Below are 22,198 nucleotides of genomic sequence, written 5' to 3'. Positions count from 1 at the left end.
GTCTGCACAACGGACCACCGGTCAGCCCCGACTACCACGTCAGGTAAAACATGCCCTTGGCCAGCAGCACGATAACGATCATGTGGCAGAACAGGCTGCCATGGATGAAGTGCAGGTATCGCGGGCTCATTCGGCCGCTTTTGAATAGAAACATGGCGCCGAGGAAATGCAGCAGCACACTCACGGCCACCGCGATTTTCAACGCCAGTAAGGTGCCGAACGATGAGGACAGTGGTGAGGCCAGGGCTGGCAAGTAGCGCAACCAGACCATGCCCAGCCCGGCACCGAACAACACCAGCAGCACCCACGGCATCAGTGTGCGGGCCCGGCGGCCGATACCCTGCTCCACCAGCAGCATTACCCTGGCGGGCAACTGTTTGCGGATGCTTTCCAGGAACAGGACTTCGAAGAACACCGTGCCGATGAAGATCAGCGCGGCAAACAGGTGCAAGGTCAGAATCAGCGGATAGATCATGGTGTTTTCGCCTTGGGTCAAGGCAACCCGCGCTACGGCGAACAATTGGGGTGAGCGCACTGGCTGTCGGTCTCTTGAGACTACAGAGACAGCCTGGTTATGCGGTTGACACTGATCAAGAAAGGCGCAAAACCCCCGAGTTCGTGGGCATATCCGTTTCTGCGGTGATGGCTTATTACGGTTTCGCTTTTACAGCGAGTCACTTTCGAAAAGCCTGCGCGGCCCGGCGGAAAGTAACCAAAGCGCTCTTGCCCCTTTCGATCGGTGCCTCGCCTAGGCTCGGCATGCCCTCGCTCCGGTCCTGCTCCGTGGGCCCGCCGCCATCGGCCATCCATGGCCGGGGGCGGCTAACCCGGCATCCATGCCGGGTTGCCCACTACGCAGAACCTCCACTCGGCCTCTCGAGGGGGCGAGTACCGCAAAAGCACCGCGAGGCGGCCTACCGGCCGGCCTGTCTCTTCAAGCGTACGCACTCCCCCTGTGGGAGCGGGCTTGCTCGCGAAAGACGTGAACGATTACGCGTCCTGTCTGAATGAACGCGGTGTCCGGACGCTTTTCGCGAGCAGGCTCGCTCCCACAGGTACAACTCCGGGCTTTTGATCTTGCTTTTGATCTTGATCTGCCCCGTCGGAAGGCCGAGCGCAGGTTCTGCGCAGTGGGCACCGCGGCAAGGATGCCGCGGTAGCCGCCCCCGGCCATGGATGGCCGATGGCGGCGGGCCCACGGAGCAGGACCGGAGCGAGGGCATGCCGAGCCTAGGCGAGGCACCGTACGTCAGGGGCAAAAGCGTTTGGTTACTTGGCGCTCTTCCAAGTGACCCGCCGTAAGGGCGGAACCAATAGCCGCCGTGACCGCAGAAACGGATATGTACCCCAACCTTAATGGTGCTGCCAGGTCTAGTGCCCGCGAATGTAATGCTCCAGCTGCCGAATCAAATCCGCCTGCTCAACAATAGCCTCCTTGACCAAATCCCCAATCGATAAAAGCCCAATCAGCTCGCCCCCCTCCACCACCGGCAAATGACGCAGATGGCTGTCAGTCATCACCGCCATGCAACGCTCAATACTCTGCTGACTGTCAGCCGTCACCACCGGCGCACTCATGATGTCGCGCACCGGCGTACCCACCGAAGAGCGCCCCTGCAGCACGACCTTGCGCGCATAGTCACGCTCGCTGATCACGCCAACCACCTGCCCGGCCTCGATCACCGGAAGTGCGCCCACGTTCTTTTCCGCCATGATCCTCAGCGCTTCAAGCACCATTTCATCCGGCGCAACGCTATGCACCTGGCGGTTTTGCACGACCTTGAGTTTCAGCAATTGTGCGGCTGTTTTCATAAATGCCTCCGATGCGGATACGCGATGCTGTTGAACAGGCTCAAGCCACCCCGACTTCCACCACGCCGCTGTTCAACCGCACGGGCCAGACACGCAGACGCTGTTGCGGATACTCCAGGCAGCTGCCGTCCTCAAGGCGGAAATGCTGTTTATAGATCGGCGATGCAACCACCAGATCACCCTTGATGCTGCCGACCAACCCGCGACCGATCACATTCGCCCCGGATTGCGGGTCGTGGTTGTCGATGGCGTAGAGGGTCCGACCCTCGGCACCCGGCAGGTAGAACAGCGCCACTTGCGCGCCGTCGAGCCAGACGACGACGCCGGAGTTGCTGACCAGATCCTGTTGCTCGCACACCGTTTGCCAGGCCTCGGGGTTTTCCAGGGAATCGATGCGTTGGGTATTGGACTGGCTCATCAGGCAATCTCCTCGATAACAGGGATAAGGTTGAGTTCGGCGGCCATGATCGGGCGCCGCTGGCCGCGTTCCTGGACAAAGTGGATGTCCGGGTCCGGGCGTTTATCGTTGACGAAGGTACGGAAGCGCTTGAGTTTTTCCGGGTCTTTGAGGGCGTTGGCCCACTCGCATTCATAGCGATTGACCACCAGTTGCATCTGCGATTCGAGCTCTTCACCCAGCCCGAGGCTGTCGTTGATGATCACATCCTTGAGGAAGTCGAGGCCGCCCTCCAGGCTTTCGCGCCACACCGAGGTGCGCTGCAATTTGTCGGCGGTGCGGATGTAGAACATCAGGAAGCGGTCGATGTAGCGGATCAGCGTTTCATCGTCGAGGTCGGTGGCGAACAGCTCGGCATGGCGCGGGCGCATGCCGCCGTTGCCGGCGATGTAAAGGTTCCAGCCTTTCTCCGTGGCGATCACGCCAACGTCTTTGCTCTGGGCTTCGGCGCATTCTCGTGTGCAACCGGACACCGCGAACTTGAGTTTGTGCGGCGAACGCAGGCCCTTGTAGCGGTCCTCGATGGTCAGGGCCATTTGCACGCTGTCCTGCACGCCATAACGGCACCAGGTGCTGCCGACGCAAGACTTCACCGTGCGGGTCGATTTGCCATAGGCGTGCCCGGTTTCGAAACCGGCTTCAATCAGCTCGGCCCAGATGTCCGGCAACTCATGCAACTGCGCGCCAAACAGGTCGATACGCTGGCCGCCGGTGATTTTGGTGTAGAGGTCGTATTTCTTCGCCACCACACCAATCGCGATCAGTTTGTCGGCGGTGATCTCGCCACCGGGGATCCGTGGCACCACCGAATAGGTGCCGTTTTTCTGCATGTTGGCCATGAAGGTATCGTTGGTGTCCTGCAACGGCACCAGCGAGGCATCCATGATCGGCTGGTTCCAGCACGACGCGAGGATCGAGCCCACCGCCGGCTTGCACACGTCGCAACCGGTGTGGCCACGGCCATGTTTGGCCAGCAGTTCTTCGAAGGTGATCACCCCTTCTACCCGCACCAGCGCATAAAGCTCCTGACGGGTATAGGCAAAGTGTTCGCACAGGCTCTTGTCGACGCTGACGCCACGGGCAATCAACTCATGTTCGAAAACCTGCTTGAGCAGCCCGGCACAACCACCGCAACCGGTGCAGGCCTTGGTCTGCGACTTGAGCAGGCCGAGGTCGGTGCAGCCACCGTCGATGGCCGAGCAAATGGAGCCCTTGGTGACGTTGTGGCACGAACACACCGTGGCCGCTTCGGGCAACGCGCCCGGGCCCAGGGTCGGTGCGCCTTCGGACGACGGCAGAATCAGGCTGGCGGGTTCCGCCGGCAACGCAATCGCGTTCTGCATGTATTGCAGCAGCGTGTCGTAATAGCTGTTGTCACCGACCAGCACCGCACCAAGTACGTGCTTGCCCGTCGCGTCCACCACCAGGCGACGATAGCTGGCCGTGGTTTCGTCGATGAACTGATAGCTGCGCGCGCCAGGCGTGCTGCCGTGGGCGTCGCCGATGGAGCCGACATCGACGCCCAGCAGCTTGAGCTTGGTCGACATGTCCGCGCCCATGAACGGCTCGGCGGTTTCGTTGCACAACAGTGCTGCGACGCCGCGCGCCATTTGGTAGCCCGGGGCGACCAGGCCAAAAATGCTGCCGTTCCAGGCGGCACACTCGCCGATGGCGTAGATGTTCGGATCGCTGCTCTGGCATTGGTCGTCAATTACAACGCCGCCACGCGGGCCGACTTCCAGCGAGCATTGGCGGGCCAGTGCGTCTTGCGCACGAATACCGGCGGAAAACACGATCAGGTCGGTTTCAAGGAATTCGTCATTGGCGAAGTTCATCCGGTAGCGGTATTCCTCGCCTGCACTGATCGATTGCGTGCCGCGCGACAAATGCACGCCGACGCCGAGCCGTTCGATCTGCGCCTTGAGCGCCAGGCCACCGTATTCGTCCAGTTGCACCGGCATCAGGCGCGGGGCGAATTCCACCACATGAGCTTCCAGCCCCAGGGTTTTCAGGGCGTTGGCGGCTTCCAGGCCCAGCAAGCCACCGCCGACCACCACACCGCGTCGGGCGTTGCTGGCCGCGGCACGAATGGCGTCGAGGTCTTCAAGGGTGCGATACACCAGGCGCGAATCGCCCTCGGCGCCTTCGATTGGCGGTACAAACGGATAGGACCCGGTGGCCAGCACCAATTTGTCGTAGGAGACACAGCCTTGGGCGGTGATCACCTGACGGCGTGCGCGGTCGATTTCCAGGACCGGCACCCCCAGATGCAGGGTTACGCCCGGGGTCTGGTACAGCGAGGCTTCGCCGAGGGCCAGCGACTCGGCATCACGGCCGGAGAAATACTCGGAAAGGTGCACGCGGTCGTAGGCACGCATCGGCTCCTCGCTGAACACGTGCAGCCGATAGTGATCAAGGGCACCGCGTTCGATCAGCTGTTCGACACAATGATGTCCGACCATGCCATTGCCGATTACGATCAGCGTTTGCAGCTTGTTCAAAGTGGCAACATTGGAATTCATAAGAGACACCCGTCGATAGCTGTTCAAAAAGCAAAAAAAAACGCCTGAAACCTTGCGGTTCCAGGCGTCTTTGCCTGTTCATTTACGGTGCTAAGTCAGGCATCTATGCCGGAACCACCGATGTTGCCCACGACCTGTTCGGCCAATCGATCGTCGTTGACCGAGGGGGCTGCCCACTCGACTGCGTCACAGTGGGCCTGAACAGTGTCTTGCAGACTTTGTGCCAGTCGGCGGTTGGCAGTATTTGCGTCGGAAAACAGGGGCCAGGGAGCTCCAGAACATCCGATATTCGCCTTCGTATAGTGCAGCGCAGTGTTGCGTGGCCTTATAAAAGTGCACAAAGTTCAGCAGATCGATGATCGTGATCTTCCATTTTCCCTATCCTTTTACGCAGACCACCTGCCGCAAAGTGTGCAGCACTTCCACCAACTCGCGCTGGGCGTGCATGACATCGTCGATGTCCTTGTAGGCCATCGGAATTTCATCGATGACGGCAGCATCCTTGCGGCACTCCACGTGGGCGGTGGCACGGATCTGATCTTCGACGGTAAACAGGCTTTTCGCCTTGGTACGACTCATGGTGCGGCCGGCGCCGTGGCTGCAGGAGCAGAATGAATCCTCGTTACCCAGCCCGCGAACGATGAAGCTTTTAGCGCCCATCGATCCCGGAATAATCCCCAACTCGCCCTTCTTGGCCGACACCGCGCCTTTGCGGGTGACTAGAATTTCCTGACCAAAATGCCGTTCTTTCTGCACGTAGTTGTGGTGGCAGTTCACCGCTTCCAGCGCCGCCTCAAAAGGCTTGCTGATCACTTTTCGGGTCGCCTGAATCACCGCTTGCATCATCAACGCACGGTTTTGCCTGGCGAAGTCCTGGGCCCAGCCGACCGCTTCGACGTAGTCATCGAAGTGCCGGCTGCCCTCTTTAAAGTAAGCCAGGTCACGGTCCGGCAGATTGGCGAGGTGCTGGCGCATATCCGCCTGCGCCATTTGAATGAACAGGTTGCCGATCGCATTGCCGACGCCACGGGAACCGCTGTGCAGCATGAACCAGACCCGGTCGGTTTCATCCAGGCACACCTCGATGAAGTGGTTCCCGCTGCCCAGCGTGCCCAAGTGCCCACGGTTATTGGTGTTGGCGAGTTTCGGGTACTTGGCGGTGATCGCCTTGAACCGCGAGTCCAGTGCCGCCCAGGCCCGGTCCGCCTCACGCGGAACGCTGTCCCAGGCGCCCTTGTCCCGAACGCCGCGGCCAATGGTGCGGCCATGGGGCACCGCTTTCTCGATCGCGCAACGCAAGCCATGCAGGTTGTCTGGCAAATCGCTGGCGGTCAGCGACGTGCAGGCGGCGATCATCCCGCAGCCGATGTCCACTCCGACGGCGGCTGGAATGATCGCGCCGACTGTGGGAATCACGCTGCCGATGGTCGAGCCCTTGCCCAGGTGTACGTCGGGCATCACGGCCAGATGCTTGAAGATGATCGGCATCTTGGCGGTGTTCATCAGTTGCTGTCTGGCTTCGTGTTCTACCGGGACGCCCTCGGTCCAGAGCTTGATCGGTTTGCCGTTGGCGACTTCCAGCAGTTGGTAGGTATGTGCTTGCATGATTTTGATACTTTTCTTTTGGCCGATTGTTCGGCGTTGGTCTGGCGCCTGGGGTGAAAAAGGTTGGTGCAATAGCATTGGCGGTCGCCTGTTGGGAAAGGTATAGCCGCCGACGCGCTTTGATTTGATTTTCCTACTTCGCGGAAGAAAGGGGATAAATTTATTTACTGGGAGTCGCCCGAGTAGCGCTCGGTACACCGTAGAAAACAGCCGCCGAGCTGTGTTTTGTTTTTTGTGTGCATATCCGTTTTTGCGGTTACGGCGGCTATCGGTTTCGCTTTTACAGCGAGTCACTTGGAAGAGCCCCAAGTAACCAAGGGCTCTTGCCCCTGTCGTTCGGTGCCTCGCTGTGGCTCGGCATGCCCTCGCTCCGGTCCTGCTCCGTGGGCCCGCCGCCATCGGCCATCCATGGCCGGGGGCGGCTAACCCGGCATCCATGCCGGGTTGCCCACTGCGCAGAACCTCCACTCGGCCTCTCGAGGGGGCGTGCACCGCAAAAACACCGCGAGGCGGCCTACCGGCCGACCTGTCTCTTCAAGCGTACGCATTCCCCTGTGGGAGCGAGCCTGCTCGCGAAAGACGTGAACGATTACGCGTGCTGTCTGAATGAACGCGGTGTCTTGACGTTTTTCGCGAGCAGGCTCGCTCCCACAGGAACCAGTGAGTGCCGGGAGCTGTTGATTTTGCTTTGGCTTTGGCTTTGGCTCTGGTTTTTGATCTTGATCTGCTTGCCCCTTTCCCAGAGGCCGAGCGCAGGTTCTGCGCAGTGGGCACCGCGGCAAGGATGCCGCGGTAGCCGCCCCCGGCCATGGATGGCCGATGGCGGCGGGCCCACGGAGCAATGCCGGAGTGAGGGCATGCCGAGCCTAAGCGAGGCACCGAATGGAGGGGCAAAGCGTTTTGCTTCCTTTTGGGCGTCTGCAAAAGGGAGTCGCTGTAAGAGCGAAACCGCCAGCCGCCATCACCGCAGCAACGGATATGTACCCCACCCGGTGAAACCTAGTGATCCATCGCCGCAAACCCACGCTGCAGATCCTCAATCAACGCCTCGACGTCCTCAAGCCCGACATGCAACCGCAACACCGGATTCAATGAACGATCCGCAGCACTGTCGCGATCCGTGGTATCGGCAACAGTAATCAGACTTTCGTACCCACCCCATGAAGCGCCAAGCCCAAACAACTGCAGCGAATCAATAAAGCGTTCAACGTAGAGAGGGTCCGCATCAAGCAGCTCAAAGGACAACAAACCATTGCTGCCATTGAAATCGCGCTGCCACAGATCGTGACCTGGATGCTCGGGTAACGCCGGATGAAACACCCGCTTCACCTGCGGCTGCACTTGCAGCCAATGAGCGATTTCAAGCGCCTGGCGCTCATGCACTTCCAGTCGCGGTGCCAGGGTTCGCGCGCCGCGCAGCACCAGGTAGGCGTCATCGGGGCTGACGGTAGCGCCAAAGGTGTCGCCCATTGACGCCAGCGGCTGCCAGACATCTTGCCGGGTGCAGACGCTGCCCATGACCACATCGCTGTGACCGCACAGGTACTTGGTCAACGCCATGATCGAGATGTCCGCACCGAGGGTCAGCGGTCGATACAGGTAACCCGAGCCCCAGGTGTTGTCGACGGCCAGGAGAATGCCTCGCGGTTTGCACAGGGCGGCGATGGCCGGCAAGTCGCACAGTTCATACAGCAAGGAGCCCGGCACTTCGGTGTAGACCATTTTGGTGTTGGCTTGCAGTTGCGCTTGCAGACCGCTGCCATCTGGCGCGAAGTAGCTGACCTGAATGCCGAACCGCTGAAGAAACTCCCGGGCCAGCCGTCGCACGGGCGCGTACACCGCGTCGCTGATCAGTACGTGATCGCCCGGCCGCAGGTAGGCCAGGAAGGTCTGCGCGATCGCCGCCAGCCCGGTGCCGAACAAGCGCGTGCGGTAACCGCCCTCCAGTTCCGTCACCAGATCTTCCAGGGCGAAGGCCGTCGGATTGCCTCGGGCGCCATAGCTCAGGACCCGCTCGCTATCACGGCGAGCACGGGCGTCGCGCATTTGCGCCAGGTTATCGAACAGCACCGTGCTCAACCGCGTGACCGGCACGTTGACTGCCCGACCGCCATTGCCCTGTTCGGTACGTGCCGAATGGACCAGACGCGTACGCACCCGGGCATCGCGGGGCACTGTGACGCACAGCGGCTTGAGACTGGCGATCTCGTCGTCGCTCATCTGCGCCAGCAAACCGATTTCCCAGGCCAGATACTGACGCGCCGCGTCCTTGTTGCCGGCGTGACGGTCATGGGTGAAGAACAGAAAATCGATGCACTGCTGATCGGGCGGTGTATGGGCGGATTCCTCCACGGAGAGGCCCGCGGCACGCCAGGCATCGAGTCCACCCTCCAGCAGCCGGACGTGCAGACGCTGAGCCTCGGGTAATTCCAGCGCCGCGAAAGCGGCCAGCCGCGGATCATCGGCGACCAACACCAGTGGCCGCTGCTCACCGGCCACTTCAGACGCCAGCAACGAGCGAATCGACCAGCGCGACCCGGCGATATGGCCCTTGCGATAAGTCATGCTCGGTCGCAGGTCAATCAGTGCGACCGCGTCATCCTTCAGCGCATCGGCCAAGGCCCGCGCCGTGATCAATGGCAACGCCTCGTGAGCGATCACCTCAAGCGCAGGCAGCACCAGATTGCTGCTCACTCCACCTGCCAGCACATAGGCCTCATGCCCCAGCTGCCGCAACCAACTGGCAACAATCGGTGCACGCACGCCATCACTGTCGAACAGTACCAACCGCGCCTGACGCACGCCGACATACAGATCGGTGGATTGAATCAACTGCCCGCCCGGCGTGTGTTGCGCACAGGCCAGACTGCCCGCAGCAAATTCCTCGGCGGTGCGCACATCGCACAAAAACAGGCTGCGACCAGCCTCCTTGGCCCATTGCTCGACCTGCGCCACCTCAATGGTCTTCACCCCGGCCCGCTCCGCCAGTTGCTCAGCAGCGAGTCGCTGCCCCGGCAACGTGTCAGTCGACACTTCCTCGGCGTACCGTCGGGTGCTGCCATGTTCCAGCTGAAAATCTTCCAGGTACCAACCCTGAGTGCCGTTTTCCAGCGCGTAGATCGGGTTTTTCAACCCCAGATTGATTAACGTCTGGGCGCCGATAATGCTGCGGGTCCGACCGGCACAATTGACCACGATCGGCGTGCTTTCGTCCGGCACCAGATCGTGGACGCGATAACCCAGCTCGCCATTCGGGCAGCACACCGAGCCGGGAATGGTCATCTTGCGGTACTCATCGAACGGCCGACCGTCGAGTACCACCAGCGGCTCGCCCCGGCGTTGCCATTCGGCCAGTTGCTGCGCGGTGACATGCGGCGTATGGCTGGCCTCTTCGACCAATTCACCGAACGCCTTGGAAGGCACATGCACCCCGGCAAACAGCTGCAACCCGGCAGCCTGCCAACCATCGGCACCACCGTCGAGCACATGCACGTGGCTATACCCAAGCACCTGCAAACGCTGCGCTGAACGCGCCGCGACATCCCCGCCGTCCCGGTCGTAGATCACCAGCCGGACCTGAGGGTTCGGCGCCAGACGCCGGACCTCCAGCTCCAGACGGCTATAGGGCAAGTTCACCCCGAAAAACAGATGGGCTTCGCCATATTGGCCATGCTCGCGCACGTCAAACAGGGCAATTTCCTGCCCGTCGAACAGCCACTGCTGCAGTTGCCCTGGAGTTACGGTCTGGCTCATGGGAGTCCCGTTTGAAAAAAGAGTTATTGAAGCGCCAGAGAGCGCTCATTGGCCGCGACTTCCCGGCCTTTGGCATACGCGCGCTGAATGGCCGGTCGGGCCTTGAGGCGTTCGCGCCAGGCATGGATGTGCGGGAAATCCGCCAGGTCCTGGCCCTGTCGCAACGGTTGAATCCACGGAAAAATAGCCATGTCGGCGATGGAGTAATCGCCCGCCACAAACAGCACGTCAGACAGACGCGTTTCCAGCACCCGATACAGCCGCGTCGCTTCGGCATTGAGCAAGTCCAGGGCGAACGCAATCGGTTCGGGCGCCTTCTCCTTGAACAGCTGCAACTGGCTCAGGTACGGGGTGATATGCCCCACCTGCCAGAACAGCCATTCCTGCACTTTTTGCCGCTCGGCACTGCCCGCTGCCGGAAGAAAACGCCCGGCCTTGTCGGCCAGGTAATTGAGGATGGCACCGGACTCAAACAGGCTCAGCGGCTCGCTTAAGCCCTGCGGCGCATGGTCGACAATCGCCGGAATCCGCCCATTGGCGCTGATGCGTTGGAACGCTGCCTGCTTCTGCTCGCCTTCACGGATGTTGACCGGCAGCAGGCGGTACTCAAGCTCCAGCTCTTCCAGCAGGATGCCGATCTTCAAGCCATTGCCAGTCGGCCAGTAATACAGATCGATCATGCGTAGGCCTTGATCGACGGCGCCATTTGCGAGGCGTTGTAATTGAGGATGCGACCGTCGGCTTCGACGCCGTAACGGCCGTTGAGGGACTCCAGCGGCAAACCGTACAGGTGGAAATGCAGGGTCGCCTGCTCGCCTTCGACACGAATGCCATGCAGGTCTTCGCCAAGAAACGAGATGGAGGTGCCCGGTTGCACGATCACTTCCTTTTCCAGGTGCAAGGTGGTGAAACCGGGCTCGCGGCCGTCGTCATCACGGCGGTAGACGTAGTTGATTTCCTGGCCTTCGACGGCACTGATGATCGCCCAGGTTTCATGGTTGTGCGGGATCGTGCTTTTGCCCGGTAACAGCGAGTTCAGGTACAGCGTCGGCGTGTCGCCATCGTCATTGAGACGGTAGCGGAACGCGGTGCTGCCCTGCCCCGGTACCGGTGCGGGGAACTCGTCGAAATTGAACAGATCGCGGCGCTCGGCCAGGGCTTCGAGCAAGGACACGATTTCCACCAGCGCGGCACGGTCGACGCCCCGTTGATGGATGACGCGGATTTTCTTCAGGAAATCCTCGATGACGGCGGCACGGTTAACGGTACTCATGAACAGGCTCCTCGGTATTAGACGGACAGGCTGTAGCGACTCAGGTTAGTCAACAGATACGGATCATTGGCGATGGGCGGCCGGCGCCCCGGATCACCCAGTGCGTGACGCAAAAACTCCTGGGTGCGCTCGCTGGTGGGGTGCTGAAAGATTTGCGCGGCACTGCCGTGCTCGACGATCACGCCGTTTTCAGTGAAGTAGACGATGTCGCTGATCTCTTCGGCGAAACGCATTTCGTGGGTGACCAGCACGCAGGTCATGCCCTCTTCGGTCAGCTCGCGAATCACCGTCAGCACCTCGCCGACGGTTTCCGGGTCGAGGGCCGAGGTCACCTCATCAAACAGAATCAGTTCCGGGCGCATCGCCAGGGCGCGGGCAATCGCCACCCGTTGTTGCTGACCGCCTGAGAGCTGACCCGGATAGGCATCGGCCTTGTGCTCCATCCGCACCTTGGCCAACAAGGCGCGGGCGTCTTTCTCGGCGTCGATCCGGTTGCGCCCCAGCACCTTGCGCGGGGCAATCACCAGGTTCTCCAGCACCGACAAATGCGGGAACAGGTTGTACTGCTGGAACACAAACCCGACACGCTTGCGCAACTCGATGCGCTGGGCTTCCTGGGCCAGGGTATGAACCTCGGTCGTGCCAACACGGATGCTGCCGCGTTGAGGCTGCAACAGGCCAGTGATGCAGCGCAGGATGGTCGATTTTCCGGAGCCGGACGGGCCGATGATCGACACGGCCTGGCCGCGGTGCACGTCGAGGTCGATGCCTTTGAGCACCGGGTTATTGCCAAACGACAGGTGCAGGTCGCGCAGTCTGACCAAAGGCTCGGCGACGGTTTCAGTAGAAGGCATAACGTCGCTCCAGGCGTTGGGTGAGTCGGGAAATCGGGTAGCAATAGGCAAAGAACAGCACCAACAGGCTCAGGTAAATCACCACGGTGAAACCGGTCATGTTCACGGTGTTGCTGGCGATTTGTGCGGTGTCGATCACGTCATGCACGCCCACCAGGGACGCCAGCGCGGTGCCCATGGTGATCACCGCGTACAGGTTCATCCACGGCGGCAACATGCGCTTGAAGCACTGCGGCAGGATGATCGAACGGAAAATCTGCCCGCGAGTGAACGCCAGGGAACGCGCGGCTTCCCATTGGGTGCTGGGGATCGAGGCGATGGCGCCACGGAAGATTTCCGCCACGTTGGCACTCGCCGGCAAGGCCAGGCCGAGGGTGACCTTGACCCAGTCCGGGAACGAGACATAGGCACTGCCGATGTGGATCTCGAACGGGAACACGTAGGTAGTGAAATAGATCAGCACCAGCCACGGTGCATTGCGGAAAATCTGCACCCAGATCCGCGCCGGCAAGCGCAGCAGTCGAAGTGGCGATAGCGCCAACGCGCCGACCAACAGCCCCAGCAACGACCCCAGGCCGATGGCGACGAGGCTGATCAGAATGTTTTGACCAAAGCCTACGGCCAGCGCCGGCGACCATTGCAACAAGGCCTTGAACACCGGGCTTTGCGGAGCGAAATACACCAGCAACAGTACGACGCACACCAATAACAGCAACTTGCCGACATGTCGCCGAGGCCAGGCCAGCGGTGCACTGACGGTCGATTCAATGGCCATAGCCGGGCATCCTCAGGCGCGCTTCAAGGTAGCGCCCCACGCAATTGACGATAAAACTCAGCAGGCCGAAAAAGCTCAGGATCAGAATCATCAGCTCCAACACGTTGTCGCTTTGGGTCCAGATCATGATCGCCGCGTAGGTGATGTCCCCCACGGCAATGGCCGAAGCCACGGCCGTCATTTTCACCAGGTCGATCAGGTTGTTGATCAGCGACGGCAAGGCAAAACGCAGGGCCAATGGCAGTTGCACATTCCACAGCAACTGACGACTGCTGAACGCCAGCGAACTGGCCGCCTCCAGCGTCACGGTCGGCACCGCCTCGATGCCGGCGCGCAAGGCCTCGGCATGGAAAGCGCCCTTGTGCAACGAGATCACGATCACCACCCAGGCGAACGGCGTCAGCGGGTTGGCCGCGCCGACGGCTTGAGTCAGCAACATGTTCAGCACCAGGAAGGCGCAATACAGCTGCACCAGCGTCGGCGTGTTGCGGGTGACCTCAACAAATAGGCGTGCCGGTTTCGCCAGCCAGGGTTTTCCAGAGGTCAGCATCGCCGCCAATCCGACGCCCGCCAGCAGGCTGCCGACAATGGTGAACAAGCACAGCAGCACCGTGGTCAACGCGCCCTGCTCCAGGGTTCCGCGTTGGTAGGCGTCCAGCAGAAAACCGTAGTTCAGGCCGATCCCGGCGGTCCAGTGGACGAAAAGCTCCAGCCAATGACTCATGGTTCGCCCCGCAATTGCGCGCAGGCGTGAGCGATGCGACGCCCGGCTTCGGCAACGCTGTCGGTTGCCGTGGCGATGGACAGGCGAAACCACGGCGACAAACCGTAAGCGCTGCCCGCCACACCGGCCACGCCCTCCTCCAGCAAATACGCCACGACATCGGCGTCACTGTTAAGGCATACGCCGTCCGGACGATAACGCCCCAGCAACCCGGCGCAGCGCACAAACACAAAGAAACCACCTTGAGGTTCGAGCACCTCGAGACCTTCCACTTTTCGTAAGGCGCTCACCAGTAAATCCCGGCGTTGCTGATAGGCCGCGACCTGCTCTGGCAAGAAATCCAGGCCACCCTCGAAGGCCGCCAACGCCGCAGCTTGTCCCACTGAAGAAGCCCCCGACGTGGATTGCGATTGCACGACCGCCATGGCATTAGTCAGCACTTGCGGCCCGGCTCCGAAACCGATACGCCAGCCGGTCATGGCATACGTCTTCGACACCCCGCCCACCAGCAGGCAGCGCGGCTGCAAGTCCGGCGCGATATTGAGCAGGCTCTGCGCCGGCTGACCGTCAAAGCGGATATGTTCGTAGAGTTCATCCAGCAGAATCAGCACCTGCGGATGGCGACGCAGCACCTCGGCCAAGGCTTGCAATTCGGCCGCGCTGTACACCGCGCCGCTGGGGTTGCCGGGGCCATTGAGAATCAGCCAGCGAGTCCGCTCGCCGATGTGTTGCTGCAGCTGTTCTGCGGTGAGCTTGCAGCCCTGCGCCAGTGCGCACTCGATAAACACCGGCTCGCCGCCATTGAAGCGCACGCTGTCGGGGAAGGACGGCCAGTACGGCGTCGGCACCAGCACTTCATCGCCGTCGTCGAGGGTCGCGGCGAAGGCATTGAAGATGATCTGCTTCGCCCCGTTAGCGATCACGATCGATTCCAGCGGATAGTCCAGACGGTTTTCCTGCTGGAGTTTGCGTTGCACGGCGACACGCAAGGCTGTTACGCCCGGCGTCGGGGTGTACTTGGTGGCACCGGCGGCGATGGCGGCATAAGCGGCCTGCTTGATGTGTTCGGGGGTGTCGAAATCCGGCTCGCCGGTGGTCAGGTCGAGAATGTCGCGACCGGCATCACGCAACGCCGTGGCTTGGGATTTCGCGGCGGCATTGGCCGACAGCGAGACGCGCTGAACGCGTTTGGACAGGCGAAGTGTCATGACGAAACCACCTCCAATACCTTGCCCGGATTGAGCAGGCTTTTCGGGTCCAGCGCCTGCTTGATGCGGCGCATCAGGTCGAGCTCTACCGGACTTTTGTAGCGCCCGAGCATGTCCCGTTTGCGCTGGCCGATGCCGTGTTCGGCGCTGATCGAACCGCCGTGGGCGTGGGCACTGTCATGAACCAGCAGGCTGATCGCCGCGTAGTTAGCCATATGCGCCTCGATCGTCGAATCAAGCGGATGAGCAACGTTGTAGTGCAAGTTGCCGTCGCCCAAATGGCCGAAGGTGAAATGGCGGACACCGGGAAAATTCGCCTGCAACAACGCATCGGTGTGGGCGACAAACGCCACGACCTGGGAAATCGGCACTGAAATGTCGTGCTTCATGTTGCGACCGGCGCGCTTCTGCGCCTCGCTCATGTTCTCCCGCAACAGCCACAGGGCTTCGCTTTGGGCCAGGCTTTCGGCGATCAACGCGTCGGCCAGCAACTCGTGTTCGAAGGCCTCCCCCAGCACGTCTTCAAAGGCTTGGCGGGCATGGGCTTCGCTGTGGTTGTCGGACAGTTCCAACAGTGCAAACCAAGGCTGATCAGCACCGCGAAAAGGTTGCGGACCTTCCGGGAATTGCTCGCGCAACAGCGCGAGGCAATCGGCACTGAGCAGTTCGAACGCGGTGAGGCTGGCACCGAAACCGGCGCGGGCATGGGACAGCAATTGCACTGCCTGGTCCAGGGAGTCGAAGGCCAAGAGTGCCGTCGCTTGAGCCTTGGGCAACGGGAAGAGTTTCAGGGTCGCGGCGGTGATGATGCCGAGGGTGCCTTCACTGCCGATGTACAGGTCGCGCAGGTCGTAACCGGTGTTGTCTTTGCGCAAGCCGCGCAGGCCATTCCAGATTTCACCCTCGGCGGTGACCACTTCCAGGCCCAGGGTCAACTCGCGAGCGTTGCCATAACGCAACACGGCGGTGCCGCCGGCATTGGTGCCCAGATTGCCGCCGATGGTGCAACTGCCTTCGGCGCCCAGACTCAGGGGGAACAGCCGGCCGGCGTCACGGGCAACGTCCTGGACGGTTTGCAGAATGCAGCCCGCTTCGACGGTCAGGGTGTCGTTGTCGGTGTCCACCGTCCGCACACGATTCAGCCGATCAAGCAACAGCAACACCGCTCGACCGCTGGCATCCGGGGTCGCGCCGCCCATCAGACCGGTGTTGCCGCCCTGCACCACCACCGGCGTATCACTGGCCACGCACGCGCGAACCACGGCCGCGACTTCCTCGGTGTTCGCCGGATGCACCGCAGCGATGACCTGCCCGACGTAACGGCCCTGTTTGTCGGTCAGGTAGGACGCGGCCTCTTCGCTGCTCTGCACATGACGGGGACCGAGCAGTTGTTGCAAGGCAACAAACAAGGGCGAACTCATGGTTGCGACGCCAGCGGTGTCGCGTTGCGGTACTGCTCATGCAGATCACGCAATGCCTGGGACGGCGTCATGCCGGTGCGCTCGCCCAACTCGATCAGCCAGCCGCTGCGGTGCCAATCGCGCACGATGGCATCCAGTTTTGCCTGGGTATCGTGTTCGCCTTTGCGCAGCCAGATCACCGAGTTCGACGGGATCAAATCACCCGGCAGCGGGATTTCATAATCCGCCCATTCAGCATCACTCAATAGTGCGTGCATGGTCGGGCTGACGTGCACCGCCGCCACGCAGCCATTGCCACGCAACGACAACAACGATTCGGATTGGCTGCGAAACGCCTTGATCTCTGCGCCGTAGGTTTCCTGCAAGGGCTTGATGAAGTTGCTGCCCTGGGACACGCACACCGGTTTGCCCTTGAGATCGGCCCATTGAGTCACGCCAGCGCCTTTGCGAATTAACGCGGCGCCGCCGACTTCTTCATAAGGCGTGGGCACGTAATCGAGAATCTCGCCGCGCTCTTCGGTGAACTGCATATTGGCGATCAGGATGTCGACCTTGCCCTGCTGCAGGAACTGCACGCGGTTGGGCGCCAGTACCGAAACGGTCTTCGCTTCGACGCCCAATGCCTTGGCGATGCCCTTGGCCAGTTCGACGTTGTAGCCCAGGTGTTCGCCGGTCTTCGGGTCGATGGTGCCGAATGGCGGACCACTGAGAATCACCCCGACACTGATGGCGTGGCGTTGCTCGATCTTGTCCAGCGTGGCATCGGCCTGGGCCAGATTCGCACCCAAAGCAGCGCACCAGGCGAAGCACAGGGCTTTAGCAGAAAAATATCGGTTCATACACGACTACCTTGAACGACCGCCCGGCAAAAGGACGGCCTGTTGAAAACGATGAGGTGGAGAACCGAGGTCAGGCGCCGTTGGCCTGGAACTGTTTCTGCAGTTCCACCAGGGCCGGTGATGCGGGGGTGATGTGGTTGCGGGTCTGGGCCTCAATCAACCAGCCGCTGCGGTGCAGTTCCTTGACGATGGGGTCGAGCTTGGCCTGGGTATCGCTTTCTCCGGGGCGGGTCCAGATCACCGACGGCGCGGGGTTGAGTTCCGGCGTAAGCGCGCGATAGTCCTGCCATTCGGCGGTACCGGCGAGCAGCGGATTGATCAGCGTGGCGTCATGCACCGCCGCGACGCAGTTGTTGCCGCGCAGGGCCAGCAAGGATTCCGAAGAGCTCTTGAAGGCTTTGATCTCGGCGCCCAACTCGGTGAGCGGCTTGACGTAACTGCTGCCCTGGGAGGTGCAGACCGGTTGGTTTTTCAGGTCTTCCCAACGGGTGATCTTGCTGTCCTTCAACACCGCTGCGGTTCCGCCAACGCGGTAGAACGGTGTCGGCACAAACCCGAGGATCTCGCCGCGCTCGGCGGTCCACTCCATGTTGGCAATCAGCAAATCGACTTTGCCCTGCTGCAAAAACTGCACGCGGTTGGCGGGCAATACCGGCACCAGCTGCACTTCGGCACCCAGTTGCCGTCCCAGCTCCTGAGCGAGGTCAACATTCAAACCGCGCGGTTTTTGCGTCGCAGGATCAATCCCGCCAAACGGGCCGCCGGACAGCAATACGCCGACCACCAGCACATGCCGTTGTTCGATCTTGTCCAGGGTTGCATCAGCTTGGGCGCCGGTGCTGGCAACCAGCGAGATCAAGGCGCCCAGCATCACAGGCAACATTTGTTTAACGGCTGAGCACTTTTTCGACATGGATCTTCCCCTGATGATTGATCGGCGTCCCCCGACCTGATGTGGAGGCATCCTAGGTACAGCGTTGAAGTAACGGAAATTCAAATATCTAATATCGTTATAACTTCCCGTGTTCTTAGCAGCAGCGCACTTCAATAAAGCCCGTATTTACTGGCACTAAAGATCTACCAAATAAAAAACCAGCAAAAACACATAAACAATCGTAATGTTTATGTTTTCAGTCTTGATGTAAAAACAACCCCGGAAATACCCATGTCGACCTCACCCACCCTCGATCTCGAATTGCTGCGCACCTTCATTGCCGTGGTTGATCACCACAGTTTTGCCGAGGCCGGCGCGCAACTGGCCCGCACACAATCGTCGGTCACCCAACACATGCAACGCCTGGAACAGCAAGTGGGGGTGAGCCTGTTCGAAAAGCGCGGACGGCAAAAGCAACTCACCGAACCCGGCTTGCAGTTGCTGCGTCATGCCCGGCAGATGTTGTCGCTCAACGACGAGGCGCTGAACTCTCTGCGTGAAAGCAGCCTGAGCGGCGTACTACGCATCGGTTCACCCCATGACATTGCCGACACCATCCTGCCGCCGATCCTCAGCCACATCGCCCGCTCGGCACCGCGCTTGCGTCTGGAGATCGATGTCGGGCGCAGTCCGTTTCTGATGGACGACTTGCACCGGGGCAAGGTCGACATGGTGATTTCCACCCGCCAGGACCCGAGCCTGGAAGGCTTTGCCTTACGCACTTCACCGGTGTGGTGGATCTGTTCGGCGCAGTACATTCACAACCCCGGCGAACCGTTGCCATTGATCCTCGTGGATGAACCGAGCATCTACCGGCGCTATGCCCTGGAGGCGCTGGAACGCGCCAATATCAGTTGGCGCCAGGCGTACCTGGCGTCGAATCTGATTGGCATCAAGGCGGCGACACGTGCTGGTTTGGGTGTCACCCCCCGAAGCATGGAGATGCTCGGTCCAGACATGCGCGTGCTGGGTGAAAATGACGGATTGCCGCGACTGCCGGACGTGACCTACTACCTGTGGATCAGGCCCAACACCGCGAACCTGATTGCCCGCAAGGCTTATGACTTGATTCGCGCGAGCCAGGGGTTGTCCTTTTCTTGACGTGAGCGGCTCCGCGAATTCAAGCCCTCGCCCTTTCAGAGCTTGGCGATCGAGACTTCGGTGGATTTGACGAAGGCAATCACCTCGCTCCCCACTTTCAATTCAAGATCGCGTACTGAACGGGTGGTGATCACCGAAGTAACGATGCCGGAGGCGGTTTGCACATCGATTTCGGAGACCACTTCGCCTGTCACAATTTCCTTGATGACACCCTTGAACTGGTTGCGGACGTTGATCGCTTTGATGGTCATGATGAGGCTTCCTGTCTGATGTCGAATACATCCGCACGGATGTGCAGGCCTTCAAAATGAACCTCACGAACCAATATTAAAAGGAATAAATATCGATTTAATTATTCCTGTATCGAATATAAAGTCCACCCAGCCTCTACCACAGCGTCACGGTATAGCTGACGATCAGGCGATTCTCATCCAGGTCATTACCGAAGTTCGAACGCACTGATGCGTTGCGCCATTTAAGGCCCAGCCCCTTCAACGAACCGTCCTGCACCACGTAAGCGATATCAGTGTTGCGCTCCCATTCCTTGCCTTCACCCGGCGCCGTGCGTTGCACATTGTCACCAGAGATGTAGCGCGTCATGAAGGTCAACCCCGGCACACCGAGCGCTACAAAGTTGTAGTCGTAGCGCGCCTGCCAGGAGTGCTCGTCGATGTTGGCGAAGTCACCGATCTGCACGAAGTTGACCAGGTACGGATCGCTGCGCCCGATATACGGAAATGGATCGTCGCCGCTCATGCGTTGATAGCCAAGGCCCAGCGCATGGCCGCCCAGGTTATAGGTGAACAACGCACCGAAGGCCTGGTTGTCGATATCTCGGAAGTTGCCGTCTTCGGTGCTGCGCGCATAGCGCACGTCGCTCTTGAGCGACTGGCCGGAGCCCAGGTCCAGCGTGTGCACAAGCCCGAGGTAATTTTGCTGGTAGATGTTTTCCAGCTGGCCGTAGCGGTACTGCGCGGTCAGGTTCGGCAGGAACTGATAGTCCGCCCCGGCGAACTGAAACTTGTCGCTTTGCCCGCCGATGCGGTTGGCGGTCATGTCTTGATAGTCGGTGGAGTCGACGAAATTGATCTGCGTGAGCTGACCGGCCGTGAGCTTCAAACGATCGATTTCCTGCACATTCACCAGGCCGCCCTTGAACGTGCTCGGCAACAGGCGAGTATCGTTGGAGCTCACCACCGGGTCCTTGATCTGCAATGTCCCGAATTTCAGGGTGGTGTTGGACACGCGCATTTTGCCCGTCAGGCCTAACTCGCCATAGCGATCCTGTGAGCCGCCGGACAAATCTGGCGGCAACAGATTGGTACCCGCCGTCCCGCCTCCGGAGTCCAGTTTGAAACCGGCCATGCCCAAAACATCCAGGCCGAAACCGAACGTGCCAGCGGTGTAACCCGACTCCATCCGCAACAGAAAACCCTGCGCCCATTCCTCGGCCTTGTCCCGCGAACCGTCCTGGCGAAAATCACGGTTGAAGTAGAAGTTGCGCGCTTCCAGGCTGCCTTTACTGTCCGCGACGAAATCCGCCTGAGCGGCCGGCGCACAGAGCAGGCTCAGGCCGAGCAATGTGCCAGCCGGGGCGTACCCATTGAATGGTCGGGGGCGGCCCACCTTTGAAGGCACGTGAACAGTCATGATTTTTTCCATGGAAGAGGTTTCCTGCAGCAGCAAGCGAAGATGACGGACACGCCTCATTGTTTTTTTGTGAAGGCGTTGTCGTGGGGGGCGGACGCAGCGACCTGCGTCGTGGGGCGGATTCTTCGTGTCGGGGCAGAACCGCGTCAAACGGGAAAAAGACGAGGTTATGCATAAGAAAATTTGATGCCCGCGATGGCGGACTCTGGAGTAACAATTGCAACTCGCCCCTTCATTACAAGAGCCATAAGCGCCAAGGGAACCGCCATGAACCTCAAATTCCTCGAAACCTTCGTCTGGGTCGCCCGCCTGCAAAGCTTCAGCCTGACCGCCGAGAAAATGTTCAGCACTCAGGCAGCGATCTCCAGCCGGATCGCCGCGCTGGAAGACGAATTGGGGCTGCGCCTGTTCGTGCGCGATTCACGCGGGGTGTCGCTGACGCCTGAAGGTCTCAAGGTGCTCGACTACGCCGAGCAGATGCTCGAGGTTCAGCGTGCGTTGAAACACTCGCTGGACAACACCAGCCCGCAGCAGGGATTGGTGCGCATTGGCGTGATGGATACGGTGATTCACACCTGGCTCAGCCCGTTGATGTCGACCCTGATGCAGACCTTCCCTGCCGTGGAAATCGAGATCACTGCCGACGCCGCGCGCAATCTCTGCGAGCAATTGCAAAAGGGCTATTTGGACATCGTTTTCCAGACGGACCTGATCCGCCACGAAAGCGTGCGCAACCTCGAACTGGCGCACTACCCCATGCACTGGATCGCCGCCAGCAACTCCATCTACGCCCGACCTTATGCCTCGCTCACCGAGATGGCCGGCGAGCGCATCATCACCTTCGTCAAACATTCACGACCGCATCAGGATGTGCTCAACCTGTTGCACGCCCATGGCATCGGCGCGCCGCGCGTCAGTTGCGTCAACTCGGTGTCGGCCATGACCCGGCTGATTCGTGACGGCTTCGGTATCGGCGCCTTGCCGGCGGCACTGGTGGCCAAACCCCTGGCCAGCGGCGAGCTGATTCAGCTGGACCCCGGCAGCCGCTTGCCGCAACTGGATGTCGTGGCTTCTTGGCGCGCGGGGGTCGGACTGGAACTGATCGAGAACATCGTCGAGATGAGCCGCCAGGTGGTCTGCCAATACGCTGCGGATGTCGGTCCGTTACTCATGGTGGCGGCACCAGGCCTCGACAGCCGACTGCCCCCTGAATAACTTTTAGTTGTCTGGGGGCAACAACATTCCTTGTTGGACGGCATCACTACGGTTT

19 protein-coding genes are annotated in these 22,198 nt (G+C 60.6%); 2 read left to right on the top strand and 17 right to left on the bottom strand.

The window, feature by feature from the left end; all coding sequences use genetic code 11:
• Nucleotides 1-31: 31 nt before the first annotated feature.
• The 15 genes from PMI27_RS24120 to PMI27_RS24190 form a co-directional block, all read right to left on the bottom strand.
• The gene (locus PMI27_RS24120) at nucleotides 32-475 is read right to left on the bottom strand and encodes a CopD family copper resistance protein (RefSeq protein WP_008156829.1); all 444 of its coding nucleotides are present in this window, start codon (nucleotides 473-475) and stop codon (nucleotides 32-34) included.
• 896 nt (nucleotides 476-1,371) lie between these two features.
• Complete coding sequence (locus PMI27_RS24125) at nucleotides 1,372-1,812, bottom strand: CBS domain-containing protein (RefSeq protein ID WP_008156768.1); 441 nt, start codon at nucleotides 1,810-1,812, stop codon at nucleotides 1,372-1,374.
• Nucleotides 1,813-1,852: 40 nt separating this feature from the next.
• A complete protein-coding gene (gene nirD, locus PMI27_RS24130) occupies nucleotides 1,853-2,230 on the bottom strand; it encodes a nitrite reductase small subunit NirD (RefSeq protein ID WP_008156769.1) in 378 nt (125 codons plus the stop codon).
• Nucleotides 2,230-4,791 carry a nitrite reductase large subunit NirB gene (nirB, locus tag PMI27_RS24135; protein WP_008156771.1) on the bottom strand — a complete coding sequence of 854 codons (2,562 nt, stop codon included), beginning with the start codon at nucleotides 4,789-4,791 and terminating at the stop codon, nucleotides 2,230-2,232. Before nirB ends, nirD begins: the two co-directional genes overlap by 1 nt.
• Before the next feature lie 378 nt (nucleotides 4,792-5,169).
• Nucleotides 5,170-6,396 (bottom strand): RtcB family protein, encoded by a 1,227-nt coding sequence (locus tag PMI27_RS24140; RefSeq protein WP_033053272.1) that lies wholly within the window; start codon nucleotides 6,394-6,396, stop codon nucleotides 5,170-5,172.
• A gap of 999 nt (nucleotides 6,397-7,395) precedes the next feature.
• A complete protein-coding gene (gene metC / locus PMI27_RS24145) occupies nucleotides 7,396-10,149 on the bottom strand; it encodes a cystathionine beta-lyase (protein WP_008145721.1) in 2,754 nt (917 codons plus the stop codon).
• A 23-nt stretch (nucleotides 10,150-10,172) separates the two neighbouring features.
• The gene (locus PMI27_RS24150) at nucleotides 10,173-10,829 is read right to left on the bottom strand and encodes a glutathione binding-like protein (protein WP_008145723.1); all 657 of its coding nucleotides are present in this window, start codon (nucleotides 10,827-10,829) and stop codon (nucleotides 10,173-10,175) included.
• Nucleotides 10,826-11,422, bottom strand: coding sequence for a cysteine dioxygenase (locus tag PMI27_RS24155; RefSeq protein ID WP_008145725.1), 597 nt, complete (start codon nucleotides 11,420-11,422; stop codon nucleotides 10,826-10,828). Before PMI27_RS24155 ends, PMI27_RS24150 begins: the two co-directional genes overlap by 4 nt.
• A gap of 17 nt (nucleotides 11,423-11,439) precedes the next feature.
• Nucleotides 11,440-12,276 carry an amino acid ABC transporter ATP-binding protein gene (locus PMI27_RS24160; RefSeq protein WP_008145727.1) on the bottom strand — a complete coding sequence of 279 codons (837 nt, stop codon included), beginning with the start codon at nucleotides 12,274-12,276 and terminating at the stop codon, nucleotides 11,440-11,442.
• Nucleotides 12,263-13,051 (bottom strand): amino acid ABC transporter permease, encoded by a 789-nt coding sequence (locus PMI27_RS24165; RefSeq protein ID WP_008145729.1) that lies wholly within the window; start codon nucleotides 13,049-13,051, stop codon nucleotides 12,263-12,265. The genes PMI27_RS24160 and PMI27_RS24165 overlap by 14 nt, the downstream gene beginning before the upstream one ends.
• Nucleotides 13,041-13,775: an amino acid ABC transporter permease gene (locus tag PMI27_RS24170; protein WP_008145730.1), complete on the bottom strand. Its 735-nt coding sequence runs from the start codon at nucleotides 13,773-13,775 to the stop codon at nucleotides 13,041-13,043. Before PMI27_RS24170 ends, PMI27_RS24165 begins: the two co-directional genes overlap by 11 nt.
• On the bottom strand, nucleotides 13,772-14,983 hold the full coding sequence (locus PMI27_RS24175; RefSeq protein ID WP_008145732.1) for an aminotransferase class I/II-fold pyridoxal phosphate-dependent enzyme: 1,212 nt from the start codon (nucleotides 14,981-14,983) through the stop codon (nucleotides 13,772-13,774). The genes PMI27_RS24170 and PMI27_RS24175 overlap by 4 nt, the downstream gene beginning before the upstream one ends.
• Nucleotides 14,980-16,404 carry an FAD-binding oxidoreductase gene (locus tag PMI27_RS24180; protein ID WP_008145734.1) on the bottom strand — a complete coding sequence of 475 codons (1,425 nt, stop codon included), beginning with the start codon at nucleotides 16,402-16,404 and terminating at the stop codon, nucleotides 14,980-14,982. The genes PMI27_RS24175 and PMI27_RS24180 overlap by 4 nt, the downstream gene beginning before the upstream one ends.
• Nucleotides 16,401-17,243 carry a transporter substrate-binding domain-containing protein gene (locus PMI27_RS24185; RefSeq protein WP_008145737.1) on the bottom strand — a complete coding sequence of 281 codons (843 nt, stop codon included), beginning with the start codon at nucleotides 17,241-17,243 and terminating at the stop codon, nucleotides 16,401-16,403. The genes PMI27_RS24180 and PMI27_RS24185 overlap by 4 nt, the downstream gene beginning before the upstream one ends.
• Before the next feature lie 70 nt (nucleotides 17,244-17,313).
• The gene (locus PMI27_RS24190; protein WP_008145739.1) at nucleotides 17,314-18,156 is read right to left on the bottom strand and encodes a transporter substrate-binding domain-containing protein; all 843 of its coding nucleotides are present in this window, start codon (nucleotides 18,154-18,156) and stop codon (nucleotides 17,314-17,316) included.
• A gap of 252 nt (nucleotides 18,157-18,408) precedes the next feature.
• On the opposite strand from PMI27_RS24190, the gene PMI27_RS24195 reads away from it, so the two are divergent.
• On the top strand, nucleotides 18,409-19,278 hold the full coding sequence (locus tag PMI27_RS24195; protein ID WP_008145742.1) for a LysR substrate-binding domain-containing protein: 870 nt from the start codon (nucleotides 18,409-18,411) through the stop codon (nucleotides 19,276-19,278).
• 35 nt (nucleotides 19,279-19,313) lie between these two features.
• Here the strand turns inward: PMI27_RS24195 and PMI27_RS24200 are convergent, their stop codons facing one another.
• Together PMI27_RS24200 and PMI27_RS24205 are read right to left on the bottom strand one after the other, a co-directional pair.
• Nucleotides 19,314-19,529 (bottom strand): TOBE domain-containing protein, encoded by a 216-nt coding sequence (locus PMI27_RS24200; protein ID WP_008145745.1) that lies wholly within the window; start codon nucleotides 19,527-19,529, stop codon nucleotides 19,314-19,316.
• Nucleotides 19,530-19,665: 136 nt separating this feature from the next.
• Nucleotides 19,666-20,928 carry an OprD family porin gene (locus PMI27_RS24205; protein ID WP_050595031.1) on the bottom strand — a complete coding sequence of 421 codons (1,263 nt, stop codon included), beginning with the start codon at nucleotides 20,926-20,928 and terminating at the stop codon, nucleotides 19,666-19,668.
• A 267-nt stretch (nucleotides 20,929-21,195) separates the two neighbouring features.
• Between PMI27_RS24205 and PMI27_RS24210 the strand changes: the two genes are divergently transcribed.
• The gene (locus PMI27_RS24210; RefSeq protein ID WP_008145748.1) at nucleotides 21,196-22,143 is read left to right on the top strand and encodes a LysR family transcriptional regulator; all 948 of its coding nucleotides are present in this window, start codon (nucleotides 21,196-21,198) and stop codon (nucleotides 22,141-22,143) included.
• Nucleotides 22,144-22,198: the final 55 nt, after the last annotated feature.

The sequence above is a fragment of the Pseudomonas sp. GM41(2012) genome (genome assembly GCF_000282315.2).
Classification (GTDB): domain Bacteria; phylum Pseudomonadota; class Gammaproteobacteria; order Pseudomonadales; family Pseudomonadaceae; genus Aquipseudomonas.
Note: the sequence above shows the minus strand (reverse complement) of the source record. Positions and strands in the feature narration are given on the sequence as shown.